Source organism: Streptomyces sp. NPDC048383, from assembly GCF_040651775.1.
In the GTDB taxonomy this organism is placed as follows: domain Bacteria; phylum Actinomycetota; class Actinomycetes; order Streptomycetales; family Streptomycetaceae; genus Streptomyces.
Genome location: NZ_JBEZKS010000098.1, coordinates 1 through 17197 on the forward strand (window position 1 = coordinate 1; position 17197 = coordinate 17197).

General features: G+C 74.6%; 2 protein-coding genes and 1 pseudogene. All 3 read left to right on the top strand.

Annotated elements, in window-relative coordinates; genetic code table 11:
• A partial coding sequence (locus tag AB0D46_RS36920; protein WP_362884285.1) for a type I polyketide synthase occupies positions 1 to 4639 on the top strand: 4639 nt, incomplete at its 5' end.
• Between the two features lie 120 nt (positions 4640 to 4759).
• Positions 4760 to 14956, top strand: a pseudogene (locus AB0D46_RS36925) (type I polyketide synthase); the annotation flags it as partial.
• 336 nt (positions 14957 to 15292) lie between these two features.
• The coding region (locus tag AB0D46_RS36930) for a type I polyketide synthase (protein WP_362884286.1) at positions 15293 to 17197 on the top strand (1905 nt) is incomplete at its 3' end.

Here is a 17197-nt window from a genome sequence, read left to right on the forward strand (position 1 = left end):
GACGTGGGAGGCGTTCGAGCGGGCGGGTATCGACCCGGCCGCTGTGCGGGGCAGTCAGGCCGGCGTCTTCGTCGGAACCAACGGCCAGGACTACGGCTCCATGCTCCAAGCCCTTCCGGACGGCATCGAGGGCTTCCTCGGTACTGGCAACGCGGCGAGTGTCGTCTCGGGTCGCCTTTCGTACGCGTTCGGGCTTGAGGGTCCGGCCGTGACGGTGGACACCGCGTGCTCGGCTTCGTTGGTGGCGTTGCACTGGGCCGTGCAGGCGTTGCGCAACGGTGAGTGCAGCATGGCGTTGGCCGGTGGTGTGACGGTGATGTCGTCGCCGGGGGCGTACATCGACTTCAGTCGGCAGCGCGGGCTGGCCGCCGATGGTCGGATCAAGGCTTTTGCCGCCGACGCGGACGGTACGGGCTGGGGTGAGGGTGTCGGCATGCTGCTCGTGGAGCGGCTGTCGGACGCCCGTCGCAACGGTCATCCGGTGTTGGCGGTGATTCGTGGTTCGGCGATCAACCAGGACGGTGCGAGCAATGGTCTGACGGCGCCGAACGGGCCGTCGCAGCAGCGGGTGATCCGTGCGGCGCTGGCCGGTGCGGGTCTGTCGGCGGCCGAGGTGGACGCGGTGGAGGCGCACGGCACGGGCACGATGCTGGGGGACCCGATCGAGGCGCAGGCGCTGCTGGCGACGTACGGGCAGGAGCGTTTCGAGGACCAGCCGCTGTTCCTGGGGTCGATCAAGTCGAACATCGGGCACACGCAGGCCGCGGCCGGTGTGGCGGGTGTGATGAAGATGGTCCTGGCGATGCAGCACGGGGTGCTTCCGCAGACCCTGCACGTGGGCGAGCCCACCCCGCACGTCGACTGGACCACGGGCGACGTGGAGCTCCTCACCGAACAGCGGATCTGGCCGGAGACCGGCCGGCCGCGTCGCGCGGGCATCTCCTCGTTCGGCTTCAGCGGCACCAACGCGCACACCATCATCGAGCAGGCTCCCGAGGTCCTGGAAGAGCAGTCGACGGCCGTCCCGCGGCGAGTTCCCGGCACCCTGCCGTGGATCCTGTCGGCGAAGACCGACGCCGCCCTCCGGGTTCAGGCCGAGCGGCTGGCGGCCTGGATCGCGTCGGACGACGAACTGCTCGAACCCGCTGACGTCGCCTTCTCCTTGGCCACGTCCAGGTCGATGCTCGACCACCGGGCTGTCGTCGTCGCGCAGGAGCGGGAAGAGTTCCAGGCCGCGCTGAAGGCCCTCGCCGCCGGTGAGCAGTCGGCCGGCACGGTGCGCGGGAAGGTTTCCGCCGGTGGAGTCGCCTTCCTCTTCACCGGCCAGGGCAGTCAGCGGCTCGGGATGGGTCGCGAACTGTACGACGCCTACCCGGCGTTCGCCGACGCGCTGGACGCGATCTGCGCCCGCATGGACGCGCTGCTGGAACTCCCGCTACGGGACGTCCTGTTCGGGTCGGACACCGACCTGCTGGACGAAACTCGGTTCACACAGCCGGCGTTGTTCGCGATCGAGGTCGCGTTGTTCCGGCTGCTCGAATCGTGGGGTGTGCGACCGGACTTCCTGTCCGGTCACTCCATCGGTGAGATCGCCGCCGCGCACGCGGCGGGCGTGCTCTCGCTGGACGACGCCTGTGCGCTGGTCGCGGCGCGCGGCCGGCTGATGCAGGCCCTGCCGTCCGGCGGCGTGATGATCGCCGTTCAGGCGTCCGAGGACGAGGTCCTGCCGCTGCTGACCGAGCCGGTGAGCATCGCCGCGATCAACGGGCCGCAGGCCGTCGTCATCGCCGGCGACGAGGACGCGGCGGAGGCGATCGTCGCCTCGCTCACCGGCCGCAAGAGCAAGCGGCTGACCGTCAGCCACGCCTTCCACTCGCCCCACATGGACGGCATGCTGGCCGACTTCCGGAAGGTGGTCGAGGGGTTCACCTTCGAAGCGCCGCGCATCCCGATCGTCTCCAACCTGACCGGCGCCCTCGTCACCGACGACATGGGATCGGCGGACTTCTGGGTGCGCCACGTCCGCGAAGCGGTCCGCTTCCTGGACGGAGTCCGCACCCTGGAAGCCGCCGGGGTGACGACGTACGTCGAACTCGGCCCGGACGGGGTGCTCTCGGCTCTCGCCCAGGACTGCGTCACCGACGGGTCGACGGCGGGGGCGGTCACGTTCGTGCCCGCGCTCCGCAAGGGGCGCGCCGAGGCCGAAGCCCTCGTCACCGCCCTCGCCCAGGCCCACGTCCACGGTGTCGACGTCGACTGGTCGGCCTACTTCACGGGGACCGGGGCCGGACGCGTCGACCTGCCGACGTACGCCTTCCAGCGCAAGCGGTACTGGCTGGAGGAGGCTCCCCGTCCCGCGGCGGTCGCGGCCGGCGACGCCGGAAGCGGTGGGGACGACGCTCCGTTCTGGGAGGCCGTCGAGAACGACGACCTCGCCGCCCTCACCACCGCCCTGGACATCGACGCCGACCAGCCGCTGAGCGCCCTGCTGCCGGCCCTGTCCGCCTGGCGGCGGCAGCGCACGGAGCGGTCCGTCGTCGACACCTGGCGGTACGGGGTCACCTGGAAGCCCCTCCCCGCGGCGGACACCGCCGCCCGCCCTGCCGGAACCTGGCTGGTGGTCACCGCGACGACCACCGGGACGCCCGGACAGCCGGGGCAGCCCGGCCGGCCCGGACAGCCGGGTCGGCCCGGTCTCCCCGCGATCGCGATCGCGGACGCGCTCCGGGCGCGGGGTGTGGACGTACGGGAGGTCGCCCTCGACCCCGCGGAGAGCAGCCGTACCGCCGTGGCCGATCGGCTGCGTTCGGCGCTCGCCGGGAACCGGGCCGACGGTGTGGTGTCCCTGCTGGCGCTCGCCGAAGCCCCGCACCCGACCCATCCGGCGGCGCCGGTCGGGCTGCTGCTGACCGGGACCCTGGTGCAGGCCCTCGGTGACGCCGACGTCGACGCGCCGCTGTGGTGCGTGACCTCCGGCGCCGTGTCCACCGGCCTCGCCGACCGGCTGCGCGGTACCGCGCAGGCACAGGTCTGGGGGCTCGGCCGGGTGGTCGCCCTGGAGCACCCCGAGCGGTGGGGCGGTCTGCTGGACCTGCCCGCCCACGTGGACGGACGGACGCTGGACCAGCTGCTCTCCGTACTCGGCGGAGCCGGCGGGGACGCCCACGAGGACCAGATCGCGGTACGGTCCGGCGGTCTCCTCGTACGCCGCATCGTGCACGCCTCCGCATCCGACGCCGCCGCACCGGCCGACGCCGCGGGCGCGGCGCGGGCGGGGTGGCGGCCCCGGGGCAGCGTGCTGGTCACCGGGGGGACGGGCGCGCTCGGCGCGCACGTCGCCCGCTGGTTGGCCGCGCACGGCGCCGAGCACCTGGTGCTCGCCGGGCGGCGCGGACCGCGGGCCCCCGGCGTCGCGGCCCTCGTCGCGGAACTCGCCGAGCTGGGCGTCCGTGCCACGGCCGTCGCCTGCGACGTCACCGACCGCGACTCCGTGGCCGAGCTCCTCACCGGGCTCCGCGACGACACCACCGCCCCCGCCCTCACCGCCGTGTTCCACACGGCCGGTGTCGGCCAACTGACGCCGCTCGCCGAAACCGGGCCGGACGAGGTCGCCGCGGTACTCGCCGCGAAGGTCTCGGGGGCCGAACACCTCGACGGCCTGCTCGGTGACACGGAGTTGGACGCCTTCGTCCTCTTCTCCTCCATCGCCGGCGTGTGGGGCAGCGGCGGGCAGGGCGCCTACGCGGCGGCCAACGCCCACCTCGACGCCCTGGCGCAACGACGCCGTGACCGCGGGCTGACGGCCACGGCCGTCGCCTGGGGTCCGTGGGGCGAGGGCGGGCTGGTCGCCGACGACGAGGCCGCCGGTCAACTCCGGCGCCGCGGCCTGCCGGTGATGGCGCCGGCGCGGTCCATCGCCGCACTCCAGCAGGCGTTGGACGCGGACGATACGACGGTGACGGTCGCCGACGTCGACTGGGACCTGTTCGTCCCGGCGTTCACGGCCTCCCGGCCGCGTCCGCTCATCGCCGACCTCCCCGAGGTGCGCCGCGTACTCGACGCCGAGGAGCACGCCGCGGGCACGGGCGGCGACGGCGACGCCGACGCCGTCGACCAACTGCACGCCGAGCTGCGGGACGTGAGCGCCGACGAGGCCGAACGGATCCTGCTCACCCTGGTCCGTACGCACGTCGCGGCGGTCCTCGGACACGACGGGGCCGGCACGGTCGAGGCGGGCCGGGCCTTCAAGGAGCTGGGCTTCGACTCGCTCACCGCCGTCGAACTGCGGACCCGCCTCGGCGCGGCCACCGGACTGCGGCTGCCCGCGGCCCTCGTCTTCGACCACCCGACGCCCGCCGCCCTGGCCGCGCACATCCGCGCGGAACTCCTCGGCGGGGACGCGGAGCCCGTGCTCCCGGCCCTCGCGGAGATCGACAAGTTGGAGTTCGTCCTCTCGTCGGTCCCCGAGGACGACGCCGCCGAACGCGCCCGCGTCACGGCACGGCTCGAAGCGCTCCTGGCGAACTGGAACAGGACCGAACGGGCCGCGCTCGCCCTGGAGGACGAGGAAACAGTCATCGAATCGGCATCCGCCGAAGACCTCTTCGACATCATCAACAACGAATTCGGAAAAGCCTGACCTTGATGCCCGATCCGATGTCTCCATCGCACGCGCAGAATTCATCGCATCCGTTGAGTTCGCCGCATTCCCACCCGCAGTCCGCAAGCAATCCGCATTTCTCCAGGAGGTGACGTTCCAGTGGCCGGCGCGAACGAAGAAAAGCTTCTCGAAAACCTGAAGTGGATGACCACGGAGCTGCGGCGGGCCCGCCGCCGTCTCCAGGAGGTCGAGCAGGACGCCCACGAGCCCCTCGCGATCGTCGCGATGAGCTGCCGTTTCCCCGGCGGTGTGCGCTCGCCCGAGGACCTGTGGCAATTGGTCGCCGACGGCGGCGACGCCATCACCGGGTTCCCCGAGGACCGCGGCTGGGACATCGCCTCCCTCGCCGACCCGGACCCCGACCGCAAGGGCACCTTCTACAACACCGGCGGAGGATTCCTCGCCGACGCCACCGCCTTCGACCCCGGATTCTTCGGGATATCGCCGCGCGAGGCCCTGGCGATGGACCCGCAGCAACGTCAGATCCTGGAAACCTCCTGGGAGGTGTTCGAACGGGCCGGCATCGACCCCGCGTCCGTACGCGGCAGCCGGACCGGTGTCTACATCGGCGCGGGCGCCATGGGGTACGGGGCCGACCTCGCGGAGGTCCCGGAGGGGCTGGAGGGGCTGCTCCTGACGGGTGGCGCGACGAGCGTCCTGTCGGGCCGCGTCAGCTACGTCCTCGGCCTGGAGGGCCCCGCCGCCACCATCGACACGGCCTGCTCGTCCTCCCTCGTCGCCCTGCACCTGGCCGGACAGGCCCTGCGCCAGCGCGAGTGCACGCTCGCCCTGGTCGGCGGCGTCTGCGTGATGCCGACCCCGGACGTGTTCGTCGAGTTCAGCCGCCAGCGCGGACTCGCCGAGGACGGCCGCTGCAAGTCCTTCGCCGCCGCCGCCGACGGCACCGGCTGGGCCGAGGGCGTGGGCGTCCTCCTCGTCGAGCGCCTGTCGGACGCCCGCCGCAACGGGCATCCCGTCCTGGCCGTCGTCCGGGGCTCCGCCATCAACCAGGACGGCGCCAGCAACGGCCTCACCGCCCCCAACGGCCCCGCCCAACAGCGCGTCATCCGTCAGGCCCTGGAGAACGCCCGGCTCTCCGCCGCCGAGATCGACGTCGTCGAGGCGCACGGCACCGGCACCCGCCTCGGCGACCCCATCGAGGCGCAGGCGCTCCTCGCCACGTACGGGCAGGACCGGCCGGCAGGTCGGCCGCTGCGCCTGGGATCCCTCAAGTCGAACCTCGGACACACGCAGGCCGCGGCCGGTGTCGCCGGCATCATCAAGACGGTCATGGCGATCCGCCACGGCGTCCTCCCGCAGACCCTCCACGTCGACGAGCCGACCCCCGACGTCGACTGGTCGGCCGGAGCGGTGTCGCTGCTCACCGAGCCGATGCCCTGGCCCGAGACCGGGGCGCCGCGCCGCGCGGCCGTCTCCGCCTTCGGCGTGAGCGGCACCAACGCGCACACCATCATCGAGGAAGCCCCGTCGGAGGAGCCGCAGGAGCAGCCGTCCGAGGGCGACGCCCCGGCCGGTGCGGACCTGCGAGGCGAGCCGCTCGCCGCCGCCCGGACGCGGCCCGCCCTGCTGTCCTGGACACTGTCGGGCCGCAGCGCCGCCGCGCTGCGGGCCCAGGCCGGCCGGCTGGTCGACGCCCGCGCCCGCGGGAGCGTCGCCGCCGGCGCCCTCGACCTCGGCCACTCGCTCGCCACCACCCGCGCCGCCCTGGAACACCGCGCGGTCCTCTTCGCCCGCACCGACGAAGGCCTCGACACCGCCCTGGCGGCACTCGCCGCCGGCGCGGACGCGGAGGGCCTGGTCACGGGCACCGCCACCGAAGGCCGGATCGCTTTCCTGTTCACCGGACAGGGCAGCCAGCGCCTCGGCATGGGACGCGAACTGTACGCAGCCTTCCCGGTGTTCGCGGACGCCCTGGACGCCGTCTGCGTCCGCATGGACCCGCACCTCGAACTGCCGCTGAAGGACGTCATGTTCGGCGCCGACGCGGAGCTGTTGAACCGTACGCGGTACACGCAGCCCGCGCTGTTCGCCGTGGAAACGGCGCTGTTCCGGCTCGTGGAGAGCTGGGGCCTGCGACCCGACTACCTGTCCGGTCACTCCATCGGCGAGATCACCGCCGCGCACGTCGCGGGGATCCTCCCGCTCGACGACGCGTGCACCCTCGTCGCCGCCCGGGCGCGACTGATGCAGGACACGCCCGCCGGTGGCGCGATGATCGCCCTCCAGGCCACCCGGGACGAGGTCCTGCCGCTGCTGACCGACGGCGTGGACATCGCCGCCGTCAACGGCCCCCGCTCGGTCGTGATCTCCGGAGCCGCCGACGCCGCGGCCGCCGTCGAGGCCGGTTTCCGCGCGCAGGGCCGCAAGACCAAGCGGCTCGCCGTCAGCCACGCCTCCCACTCCCCGCTCATGGACGGCATGCTCGACGCCTTCCGGCAGGTCGCGGAAGGCCTCACGTACGGCGCCCCGACCATCCCCGTCGTGTCCAACCTGACCGGCGCCCTAGTCGCCGACGGCGAGATGGGCACGGCGGACTTCTGGGTCCGCCACGTCCGCGGAGCCGTCCGCTTCCTCGACGGCGCCCGCGCCCTGGAAGCCGCCGGCGTGACCACGTACGTGGAACTCGGCCCCGACGGCGTCCTGTCCGCCCTCGCCCAGGACTGCGTCACCGGCGAGGGAGCCGTCTTCCTGCCCGTCCTGCGCGCCGGCCGGCCCGAACCCGAGACGGCCCTGGGCGCCCTCGCCCGCGCCCACGCCCACGGCGCCGCCGTGGACTGGACGGCGTACTTCGCCGGCACCGGCGCCCGTCGCGTCGACCTGCCCACCTACGCCTTCCAGCACGAGCGGTACTGGCTGGAGCCCGGCGCCGGCACGGCCGGCGACATCGCCGTGGCCGGACTCGACCCGGCCGCGCACCCGCTGCTCGGCGCCGCCGTCACCCTCGCCGGTTCCGACCAACTGCTGTGCACCGGCCGGCTCTCGGCCCGCACCCACCCCTGGCTCGCCGAGCACACCGTGGCCGGTGCGACGTTGCTGCCGGGCGCGGCGTACGTGGAACTCGCCGTACGCGCAGGAGACTTGGCAGGTTGTGGGCAGGTGTCGGAGCTGGTGCTCGACGCGCCGCTCACGCTGCCCGCCGGCGGCGGCGTACGGATCCAGGTGCTCGTGGAGACCCCCGACGAGGACGGTCGCCGCCCCTTCACCGTGTCCGGCCGCCCGGACGCCCCCACGGAGGGGGTCGGCGGCTGGACCCGTCACGCCCGGGGCGTCCTCACCCCGACCGCCGGTTCCGCCGCGACGTTCGCCGTCGGACCGTGGCCGCCCGCAGGCGCCGAGCCCGTCGACACCGGTGACCTCTACGCCACCGACGAGCGTCCCCACGCCGGCGCCCACGCCCCCGAGCGCGGCCCGGTGTTCCGGGCCGTGGAGGCCGCCTGGCACCGCGACGGCGAGTGGTTCGCCCAGGTCCGCCTGCCCGAAGGCGCCCCGCAGGCAGCCGGGTTCGGCCTGCACCCGGTACTGCTGGACGCCGCCGCGCACGCCGCGCTCTCCCTGACCGGTGCCGCCGCACCCGCCGACGGGTACGCCGACGGCGCGGCCGTCGGGCCGGGCAGCGTCTGGTCCGAGGTGACCCTGCACGCGGGGGGCGCGGGAGCCCTGCGCGTACGCGTCCGACCGGCCGCCGACGGGACGTACGCCCTCGACCTCGCCGACGACCTCGGCGACCCGGTGGCCACCGTCGGCCGACTTGCCCCGCGCCCCTTCACCGCCGCGACCACCGGCGCCCCCGACGCCACGGACCGGGTCCCGGCCGTCGTACGCGACGCCCTGTTCCAGCTCGCCTGGACGTCGCCGGCCCCGTCCACCGGCCCGGCCGCGACCGAACCCGCCGGCGGCTGGACGGTGCTCGGCGCCGCCGACTCCGGCCGGGCCCCCGGCCACGCCGACCTGGCGGAGCTCGGCGCGGCGGTCGAGGCGGGCACGCCCGTACCCGCGTACGTCCTGGCCCCCTTCCCCCGGCAGGCCGACGACACCTCGCCCGACACCCTGCGCGAGGCCGCGCACCGGGCCCTCGGCCTGGCCCAGGCCTGGCTGGCCGACGACCGGTTCGCGACGTCCCGGCTGGTCGCCGTGACCGCCGGCGCGGTCGCCGGACCCGGTGAGGGCGTCGAGGACCTGCCGCACGCCGCCGTGCGCGGACTGCTGCGGTCCGCGGAAACCGAGAACCCCGGCCGCTTCGTCCTCGCCGACCTCGATGACCTCGCCGACCTCACGGCCCCCGCCCTCGCCGTCGCCCTCGACTCGGGCGAACCGGAGCTGTTGCTCCGCGACGCGGCCGTGCACGTGCCGCGCCTGCGCCGCACCCCGCCGACCGACCCCGCCGCCGGCGTCGGCGTCACCATCGACCCGAACGGCACCGCCCTGATCACCGGCGGCTCCGGCAGCCTCGCCGGGATCGTCGCCCGCCACCTGGCCGGCGCCCACGGCGTGCGCCGGCTGCTGCTGCTCAGCCGACGCGGCGCCGACGCCCCCGGCGCCGCCGAACGCACGGCGGAGCTGGCCGCGTTGGGCGCCGAGGTCACCTGGGCCGCCTGCGACGCCGCCGACCGGGACGCGCTCGCCGCCGTCCTGTCCGCGATCCCCGCCGCACACCCCCTCACCACCGTCGTCCACACCGCGGGCGTCCTCGACGACGGCGTCATCGGATCCCTGACCCCCGACCGCCTGGACGCGGTCCTGCGGCCGAAGGCCGTCGCCGCCCTCCACCTGCACGAACTGACCCGCGACCTGCCGGTCACGGCGTTCGTCCTGTACTCGGCCGTCGCCGGCACCCTCGGCGCCGCCGGCCAGGCCAACTACGCCTGCGCCAACGTCCACCTGGACGCCCTCGCCGAACTGCGCCACCACCAGGGCCTGCCCGCCACCTCGCTCGCCTGGGGCCTGTGGGCCGAAACCGGCGGCATGATCGGCGGACTCGACGAAACCCGGCTGCGCCGCATGGAACAGCACGGCATGGGCGCCCTCTCCGCCGCCGACGGCATGACCCTGCTCGACGCGGCGCTGGCCTCCGGCCGGCCCGTCCTCGTCCCCGCCCGACTCAACCCGGCCGCCCTGCGGGCCGCCGCCGCGCCCGGCCCCGTCGCCCCCGTGTTCCGGGACCTGCTGGGTCCGGCGGGCCGCCGCACCGCGCACACCCGCGCCGACGCGAGCGACTCGCTCGCGGGCCGCCTGGCGGGCCTGACCCGCCCCGAACAGGAACGCGCCCTGCTGGACCTCGTACGGGAGCGGGTCGCCTCCGTACTGGGCCACGCCTCGGCCGAACGGATCGAACCCGGGAAGGCGTTCAAGGACCTCGGCTTCGATTCGCTGACCGCCGTCGAACTGCGCAACGGCCTCGGCGCCGCCACCGGACTGCGCCTGGCCACCACCCTCGTCTTCGACCACCCGTCACCCACCGCGCTCGCCCGACAGCTGCTCGTCGAACTCCTCGGTGAGGACGCCGAGAGCGACGACCCGCGCGCGAAGGCGAGCGGTTCCGCGGCCGACGCCGACGATCCCATCGCGATCGTCGCCATGAGCTGCCGCTACCCGGGCGGGGTCGGCAACCCCGAGGACCTGTGGAGACTCGTCGCGACCGGCGGCGACGCCATCGCCGGCCTCCCCACCAACCGAGGCTGGGACATGGCCGAGCTGTACGCGGGAGACACGGGGAACGCCGGGCACCCGGCCGGCACCGGGACCCCGGCCGGCACCGGGAACACCGCCAGCGACGCCGGACGCCCCTTCGCGGGCGGATTCCTCTACGACGCGGACTCCTTCGACGCCGACTTCTTCGGCATCTCCCCGCGCGAAGCCCTCGCCATGGACCCCCAGCAGCGCCTCCTCCTGGAAGCCTCCTGGGAAGCCGTCGAACGCGCCGGCATCGACCCGTCCTCGCTGCGCGGAACCCGCGCCGGCGTCTTCGTGGGCGCCGCCTACACCGGCTACGACGCCCAACTGGAGCGCTCCGCCGACGCGGACGGCGTACTCGGCCACGTGATGACCGGCAACGCGGGCAGCGTCATGTCCGGCCGCGTCTCCTACGTCCTCGGCCTGGAAGGCCCGGCGGTCACCGTCGACACGGCCTGCTCCTCCTCGCTGGTCGCCCTGCACTGGGCGATCCAGGCCCTGCGGGCCGGGGAGTGCACCCTCGCCCTCGCGGGTGGCGTCACGGTCATGTCGACGCCGGGCACCTTCACCGAGTTCAGCCACCAGGGCGGCCTCTCGCCCGACGGCCGCTGCAAGGCCTTCGCGGCGGCCGCGGACGGTACCGGCTGGGGCGAGGGCGTCGGCATGCTGCTCGTGGAGCGACTGTCGGACGCCCGCCGCAACGGGCACCCCGTGCTGGCGGTGGTCCGCGGCTCCGCCGTCAACCAGGACGGCGCGAGCAACGGCCTCACCGCCCCGAACGGGCCCTCGCAACAGCGCGTCATCCGCGCCGCCCTCGCGAACGCCGGCCTGTCGGCCGCCGAGGTCGACGCCGTCGAGGCCCACGGCACGGGCACGAAGCTGGGCGACCCGATCGAAGCCCAGGCACTCCTGGCCACGTACGGCCAGGACCGGCCCGACGGGCAGCCGCTGCTCCTCGGCACCGTCAAGTCGAACATCGGCCACACGCAGGCCGCCGCCGGCGTGGCGGGCATCATCAAGATGGTCATGGCGATGCGCCACGGGACCCTCCCCCCGACCCTGCACGTGGACGAGCCCACTCCGCACGTCGACTGGACGGCCGGCGACATCACCCTGCTGACCGAGGCCACGGCCTGGCCCGCGACCCGACGGCCGCGCCGCGCCGCGGTGTCCTCGTTCGGCATCAGCGGCACCAACGCCCACACGATCATCGAGCAGGCCCCGCAGGACACTGACGCTCCGGCGCCGACGACCCCGCCCACCGGACCGGTGCCCTACGTCCTGTCGGCCAGGACCCCGCAGGCACTGCGCGACCAGGCCGCCCGGCTGCTTCCCGTGGCAACGGCCGTGGTCGAAACCTCCGCCGACCTGAATGAGGCCGAGGACGGCTCCGCCCTGGTGGACCTCGCCTACTCCCTCGCCACCGGCCGCGCCGCCCTCGACCACCGCGCGGCGTTCACCGCCGGTGACCGCGAAGACCTGCTGCGCATGCTCGCCGCCCTCGCCGCCGGCGAGCCGGCGCCCGGGCTGATCCGCGGAACGGCCACCGGCGGCACCCTGGCCTTCCTGTTCACCGGGCAGGGCAGCCAGCGGATCGGGATGGGGGGTGAACTGTACGACGCCTTCCCGGTGTTCGCCGCCTCGCTGGACGCGGTGTGCAAGCGGCTCGATCTGGAAGTGCCGCTGAAGGAGGTGCTGTTCGGGGCGGATGGCGGCCTGCTGGATCGGACCGAGTACGCCCAGCCGGCGTTGTTCGCGGTGGAGGTGGCGCTGTTCCGGCTGCTGGAATCGTGGGGCGTGCGGCCGGACTTCGTGTCCGGGCATTCGGTCGGTGAGATTTCTGCCGCGCACGTGGCGGGTGTCCTGTCGTTGGACGACGCGTGCACGCTGGTCGCGGCGCGCGGCCGGTTGATGCAGGCGCTGCCGACCGGTGGCGTGATGATCGCCCTGCAGGTCTCGGAGGACGAGGTCCTGCCGTTGCTGACGGACCGGGTGAGCGTCGCCGCCGTCAACGGCCCGCAGTCGGTCGTGATCGCGGGTGACGAGGACGCGGCGACGGCGGTCGGGGAGTCCTTCACAGGCCGCAAGTCCAAGCGGCTCACGGTGAGTCACGCGTTCCATTCGCCGCACATGGACGGCATGCTCGCCGACTTCCGCAAGGTGGCGGACGGGCTGGCGTACGCGACGCCGCGCGTCCCGATCGTCTCGAACCTGACCGGCGCCCTGATCGCCGGGGACGAGATGGGCAGCGCGGACTTCTGGGTCCGGCACGTCCGCGAGGGCGTCCGGTTCCTCGACGGCGTCCGCGCGCTGGAAGCCGCCGGCGTGACCACGTACCTCGAACTCGGTCCCGACGGAACCCTGTCCGCCCTCGCCCAGGACTGCCTGGCGGAGGACGCGGACGCCGCCTTCGTGCCCGTCCTGCGGACCGGCCGGCCCGAGTCCGAGACCCTGAACACCGCCCTCGCCCACACCTGCACGCGTGGCGTCCCCCTCGACTGGCGGGCCTACTTCGCCGCCGCCGGGAGCCACGGCCGGCGCGTCGACCTCCCCACCTACGCCTTCCAGTCCCGGCGCCACTGGCCCGAGCCCGCCGCCCCGCACACCGGCGCGGCCGCGCACACCGGACCCGCCGACGCGAGCGGGGCCGACGCCCGGTTCTGGGACCTCGTCGAGCGTGCCGAGCCGACCGCGCTCGCCGACGAGTTCGGCATCGACGGCGAACAGTCGTTCAGCGCCGTCCTGCCCGCCCTGTCCGCCTGGCGGCGTGACCGGCAGGCCCGCGCGGAAGCCGACGCGCTGCTCTACCGCGTCATCTGGCAGCCGTGGTCCGGCGAGGGTCGGAAGCCGGCCCAGGGCCGGGGGAATGCCGCCGGCACCTGGCTGGTCGCCGTTCCCGCGCCGCTCGCGGCGGACCCCTGGATCCGCACGCTGACCGACCGCCTGAACGGCGAGGGCGCCACGATCCTCCCGCTCCCGCTCGACGTCACCCACGCCGACCCGGCGACCCTGCGCGCCCACCTGGACGAGCTGCTCCGCGAAGCCGCGGCGGACCTCGTCACCGGGCCGGTCACCGGCGTCCTGTCGCTCCTGGCACTGGACGAGCGGCCGCACCCCGAGCACCCCGCGGTGCCCGTCGGGCTGGCCCTCACCGCCGCGCTGACCTCCGTACTCACCTCGCAGGACTTCACCACCGGCCCGGACGCGCGGGACAGCGGCTGCACCACCGCCCCCCTGTGGTGCGTCACCCGCGACGCGGTCGCCGCCGCACCCGCGGACACCCTCGGCGGCGCCGTCCAAGCGCAGGTCTGGGGCCTGGGGCGGGTGTTCGCACTGGAGCACCCCGACCGTTGGGGCGGCCTCCTCGACCTTCCCGAGGTGTGCGACGAGCGCGTGCTGTCCCGCCTGCCGGCCGCGCTCACCGCGGCCGGTGACGAGGACCAGCTCGCCCTGCGCGCCGCCGGCCCGTTCGTACGACGCCTCGTACACGCCGGCGTCCCGGCCGACGCTGCCGGCGCCCGCTGGACCCCGAACGGCACGGTACTGATCACCGGCGGCACGGGCGCCCTCGGCCGCCACGTGGCACGACGCCTCGCCGAACGCGGCGCCCGGCACCTCGTGCTCGTCAGCCGCGCCGGCGCCGACGCGCCCGGCGCCGGCGAGGTCCGTAGGGAACTCGAAGCGCTTGGCGCGGCCGTCACCCTGGCCGCCTGCGACGTCACCGACCGGGAGGCGCTGAGGTCCCTGGTCACGGGGCTGGCGGCCGACGGGACTCCCGTACGCGCCGTCGTCCACGCGGCCGGCATCTCCCAGCCGCCCGGCACCGGCACCGACCTGCCCGGCTTCGCCCGGGTCGTCACCGCCAAGACCGCCGGCGCCGTCCACCTCGACGCCCTGTTCGACGCGCCGGACTCCCTCGACGCGTTCGTCCTCTTCTCCTCCATCGCCGGAGTCTGGGGCAGCGGCGGACAGCCCGCGTACGCCGCCGCCAACACCTTCCTCGACGCGCTCGCCGAGCGCCGAGCGGCCCGCGGGCTCACCGCCACGGCGGTCGCCTGGGGACCGTGGGCGGAGGGCGGCATGGCCGCCGAGGGCGACGCCGAGGAACAGCTCACCCGACGCGGGCTGCCGCCCGTCGCCCCCGGCACCAACCTGACGGCCCTGGAACGCGCCCTGGCCGGCCGGGACGCGACCGTCACCGTCGCCGACGTCGACTGGGCACGGTTCGCCCCGGTGTTCGCCGCCGCCCGCCCCCGCCCCCTCATCGGCGACCTGCCCGAGGTACGCGACGCGCTGCGCGGCGACGCACCCGACCACGGCACCGCGGCGGACGATGGCGACGCGGACGTCCTGCGCAAGCTCACCGATCTGTCCGGCGACGACCGGGCCGCGGCCCTCCTCGACCTCGTGCGCGAGCACGCGGCCACGGCACTCGGCCACCCCTCGGCGGACGACGTCGCACCGGACCGGGCCTTCAAGGACCTGGGCTTCGACTCGCTCACCGCCGTCGAGCTGCGCAACCGCCTGGGCGCCGCCTGCGGCCTACGACTGCCCACCAGCCTGGTCTTCGACCATCCCAACCCGCAGGCCCTCACCCGCCACCTGCTGCACACCCTCTTCCCCGAGGGCGGCGGCGCCCCCGCCGGCGCCGACCTGGACAGCGACCCGCAGGACGCGGAACTGCGCCGCACCCTCGCCGGCATCCCGATCGGCCGGATCCGCGAAGCGGGACTCCTGGACACCCTCCTGCGGCTCGCCGCCCCCGACGCCACGGGCTCCGGCCCCGGCCCGGAGACCGCCGACGCCGTCGACTCCATCGACTCGATGGACCTCCAGGACCTCCTCGACCTCGCCCTGGACACGGGCGGGTCCGACGACGGCGGCCCCACCGGCGACACCCCCACCAACAGCTTCTGACCTGCCCGAAGTGCGGAGTAACTGATGACCACCCCGAACGAAAAAGTCGTTGAAGCGCTGCGGGCCTCCCTCAAGGAAACCGAGCGGCTGCGCCGCCGGAACCAGGAGCTCACCGACGCCTCCCGCGAACCCATCGCGATCGTCGGCATGAGCTGCCGCTTCCCCGGCGGGATCGCGTCCCCCGAGGACCTGTGGAAGCTCGTCGAGAGCGGCGGCGACGCCATCTCCGAGTTCCCCACCGACCGCGGCTGGGACGTCGAATCGCTGTACGACCCCGACCCCGACCACCCCGGCACCACGTACGCCCGCCACGGCGGCTTCCTCCACGAGGCCCCCGACTTCGACGCCTCCTTCTTCGGCATCTCGCCCCGCGAGGCCCTCGCCATGGACCCGCAGCAGCGGCTGCTGCTGGAAACCTCCTGGGAGGCCTTCGAGCGGGCCGGCATCGACCCGGCGACCCTGCGCGGCAGCCGCGCCGGCGTGTTCGTCGGCGCGTCCGCCAACGCCTACGGCGCCGGCTCGGGCGAGCTCCCCGACGGAGTCGAGGGACACCTCCTCACCGGCACCGCCTCCAGCGTGGTCTCCGGCCGACTCGCTTACGTCTTCGGCCTGGAAGGCCCCGCCGCCACCATCGACACGGCCTGCTCCTCGTCGTCCGTCGCCCTGCACATGGCCGTCCAGGCGCTGCGCCAGGGGGAGTGCTCGCTGGCCCTGGCCGCCGGCGTCACAGTCCTCGCCGGGCCGGAGGTCTTCGTCGAGTTCAGCCGGCAGCGCGGGCTGTCGCCCGACGGCCGCTGCCGGTCCTTCGCCGAGGCGGCGGACGGCACCGGCTGGTCGGAGGGCGTCGGCGTCCTGCTGGTGGAACGCCTCTCCGACGCCCGCCGCAACGGCCACCACGTCCTGGCCGTCGTCCGGGGTTCGGCCGTCAACCAGGACGGCGCCTCCAACGGCCTGACCGCCCCCAACGGCCCCGCGCAGCAGCGCGTCATCCGCCAAGCCCTGGAGAGCGCCCGCCTCACCCCCGGTGACATCGACGCCGTCGAGGCGCACGGCACCGGCACGACCCTCGGCGACCCGATCGAGGCCCAGGCGCTGCTGGCCACGTACGGCCAGGACCGGCCCGCAGACCGGCCGCTGTGGCTGGGCTCCCTCAAGTCGAACCTCGGGCACACCCAGAACGTCGCCGGTATCGCCGGCGTCATCAAGATGGTCATGGCGATGCGGCACGGAGTGCTGCCCCGCACCCTGCACGTCGACGAGCCGACCTCGCACGTCGACTGGACGGCGGGTGCGGTCGCGCTGCTCACGGAGCAGCGGGCCTGGCCGCGGACCGGACGCCCGTACCGGGTCGGCGTCTCCGCCTTCGGCGTCAGCGGCACCAACGTCCACACCATCATCGAGCAGGCTCCGGAAGCCGACCGGACCCCCGAGGAGGGGACCGCGACCCCCGCGCCCACGACCGCCGGTCCGGTCGTGCCCTGGCTCCTCTCGGCGAAGACCCGGGACGCCCTGCGCACCCAGGCCGGACGGCTGCTCGCGCACGCCGCGGATCATCCAGGGGTGAACCCCGTGGACGTCGCCACGTCACTGGCCGTCGGCCGGGCGGTGTTCGAGGACCGCGCGGTGGTCGTCGCCGCCGACCGCGACGGCCTGCTGGCCGGCCTTGCCGCACTGGCCGAGGACGGCACGGCGACGGGCGTGGTATCGGGCACCCCGACCGTCGGCAAGCTCGCGTTCCTGTTCCCCGGTCAGGGCAGTCAGCGGCTGGGGATGGGCCGCGAACTGTACGACGCCTACCCGGTGTTCGCGGAGGCGTTGGACGCGGTGTGCGAGTCGTTGGATCTCGAACTTCCGTTGCGGGAGGTTCTGTTCGGGTCGGATGTCGATCTGTTGGGTGAGACCCGGTTCACGCAGCCTGCGTTGTTCGCG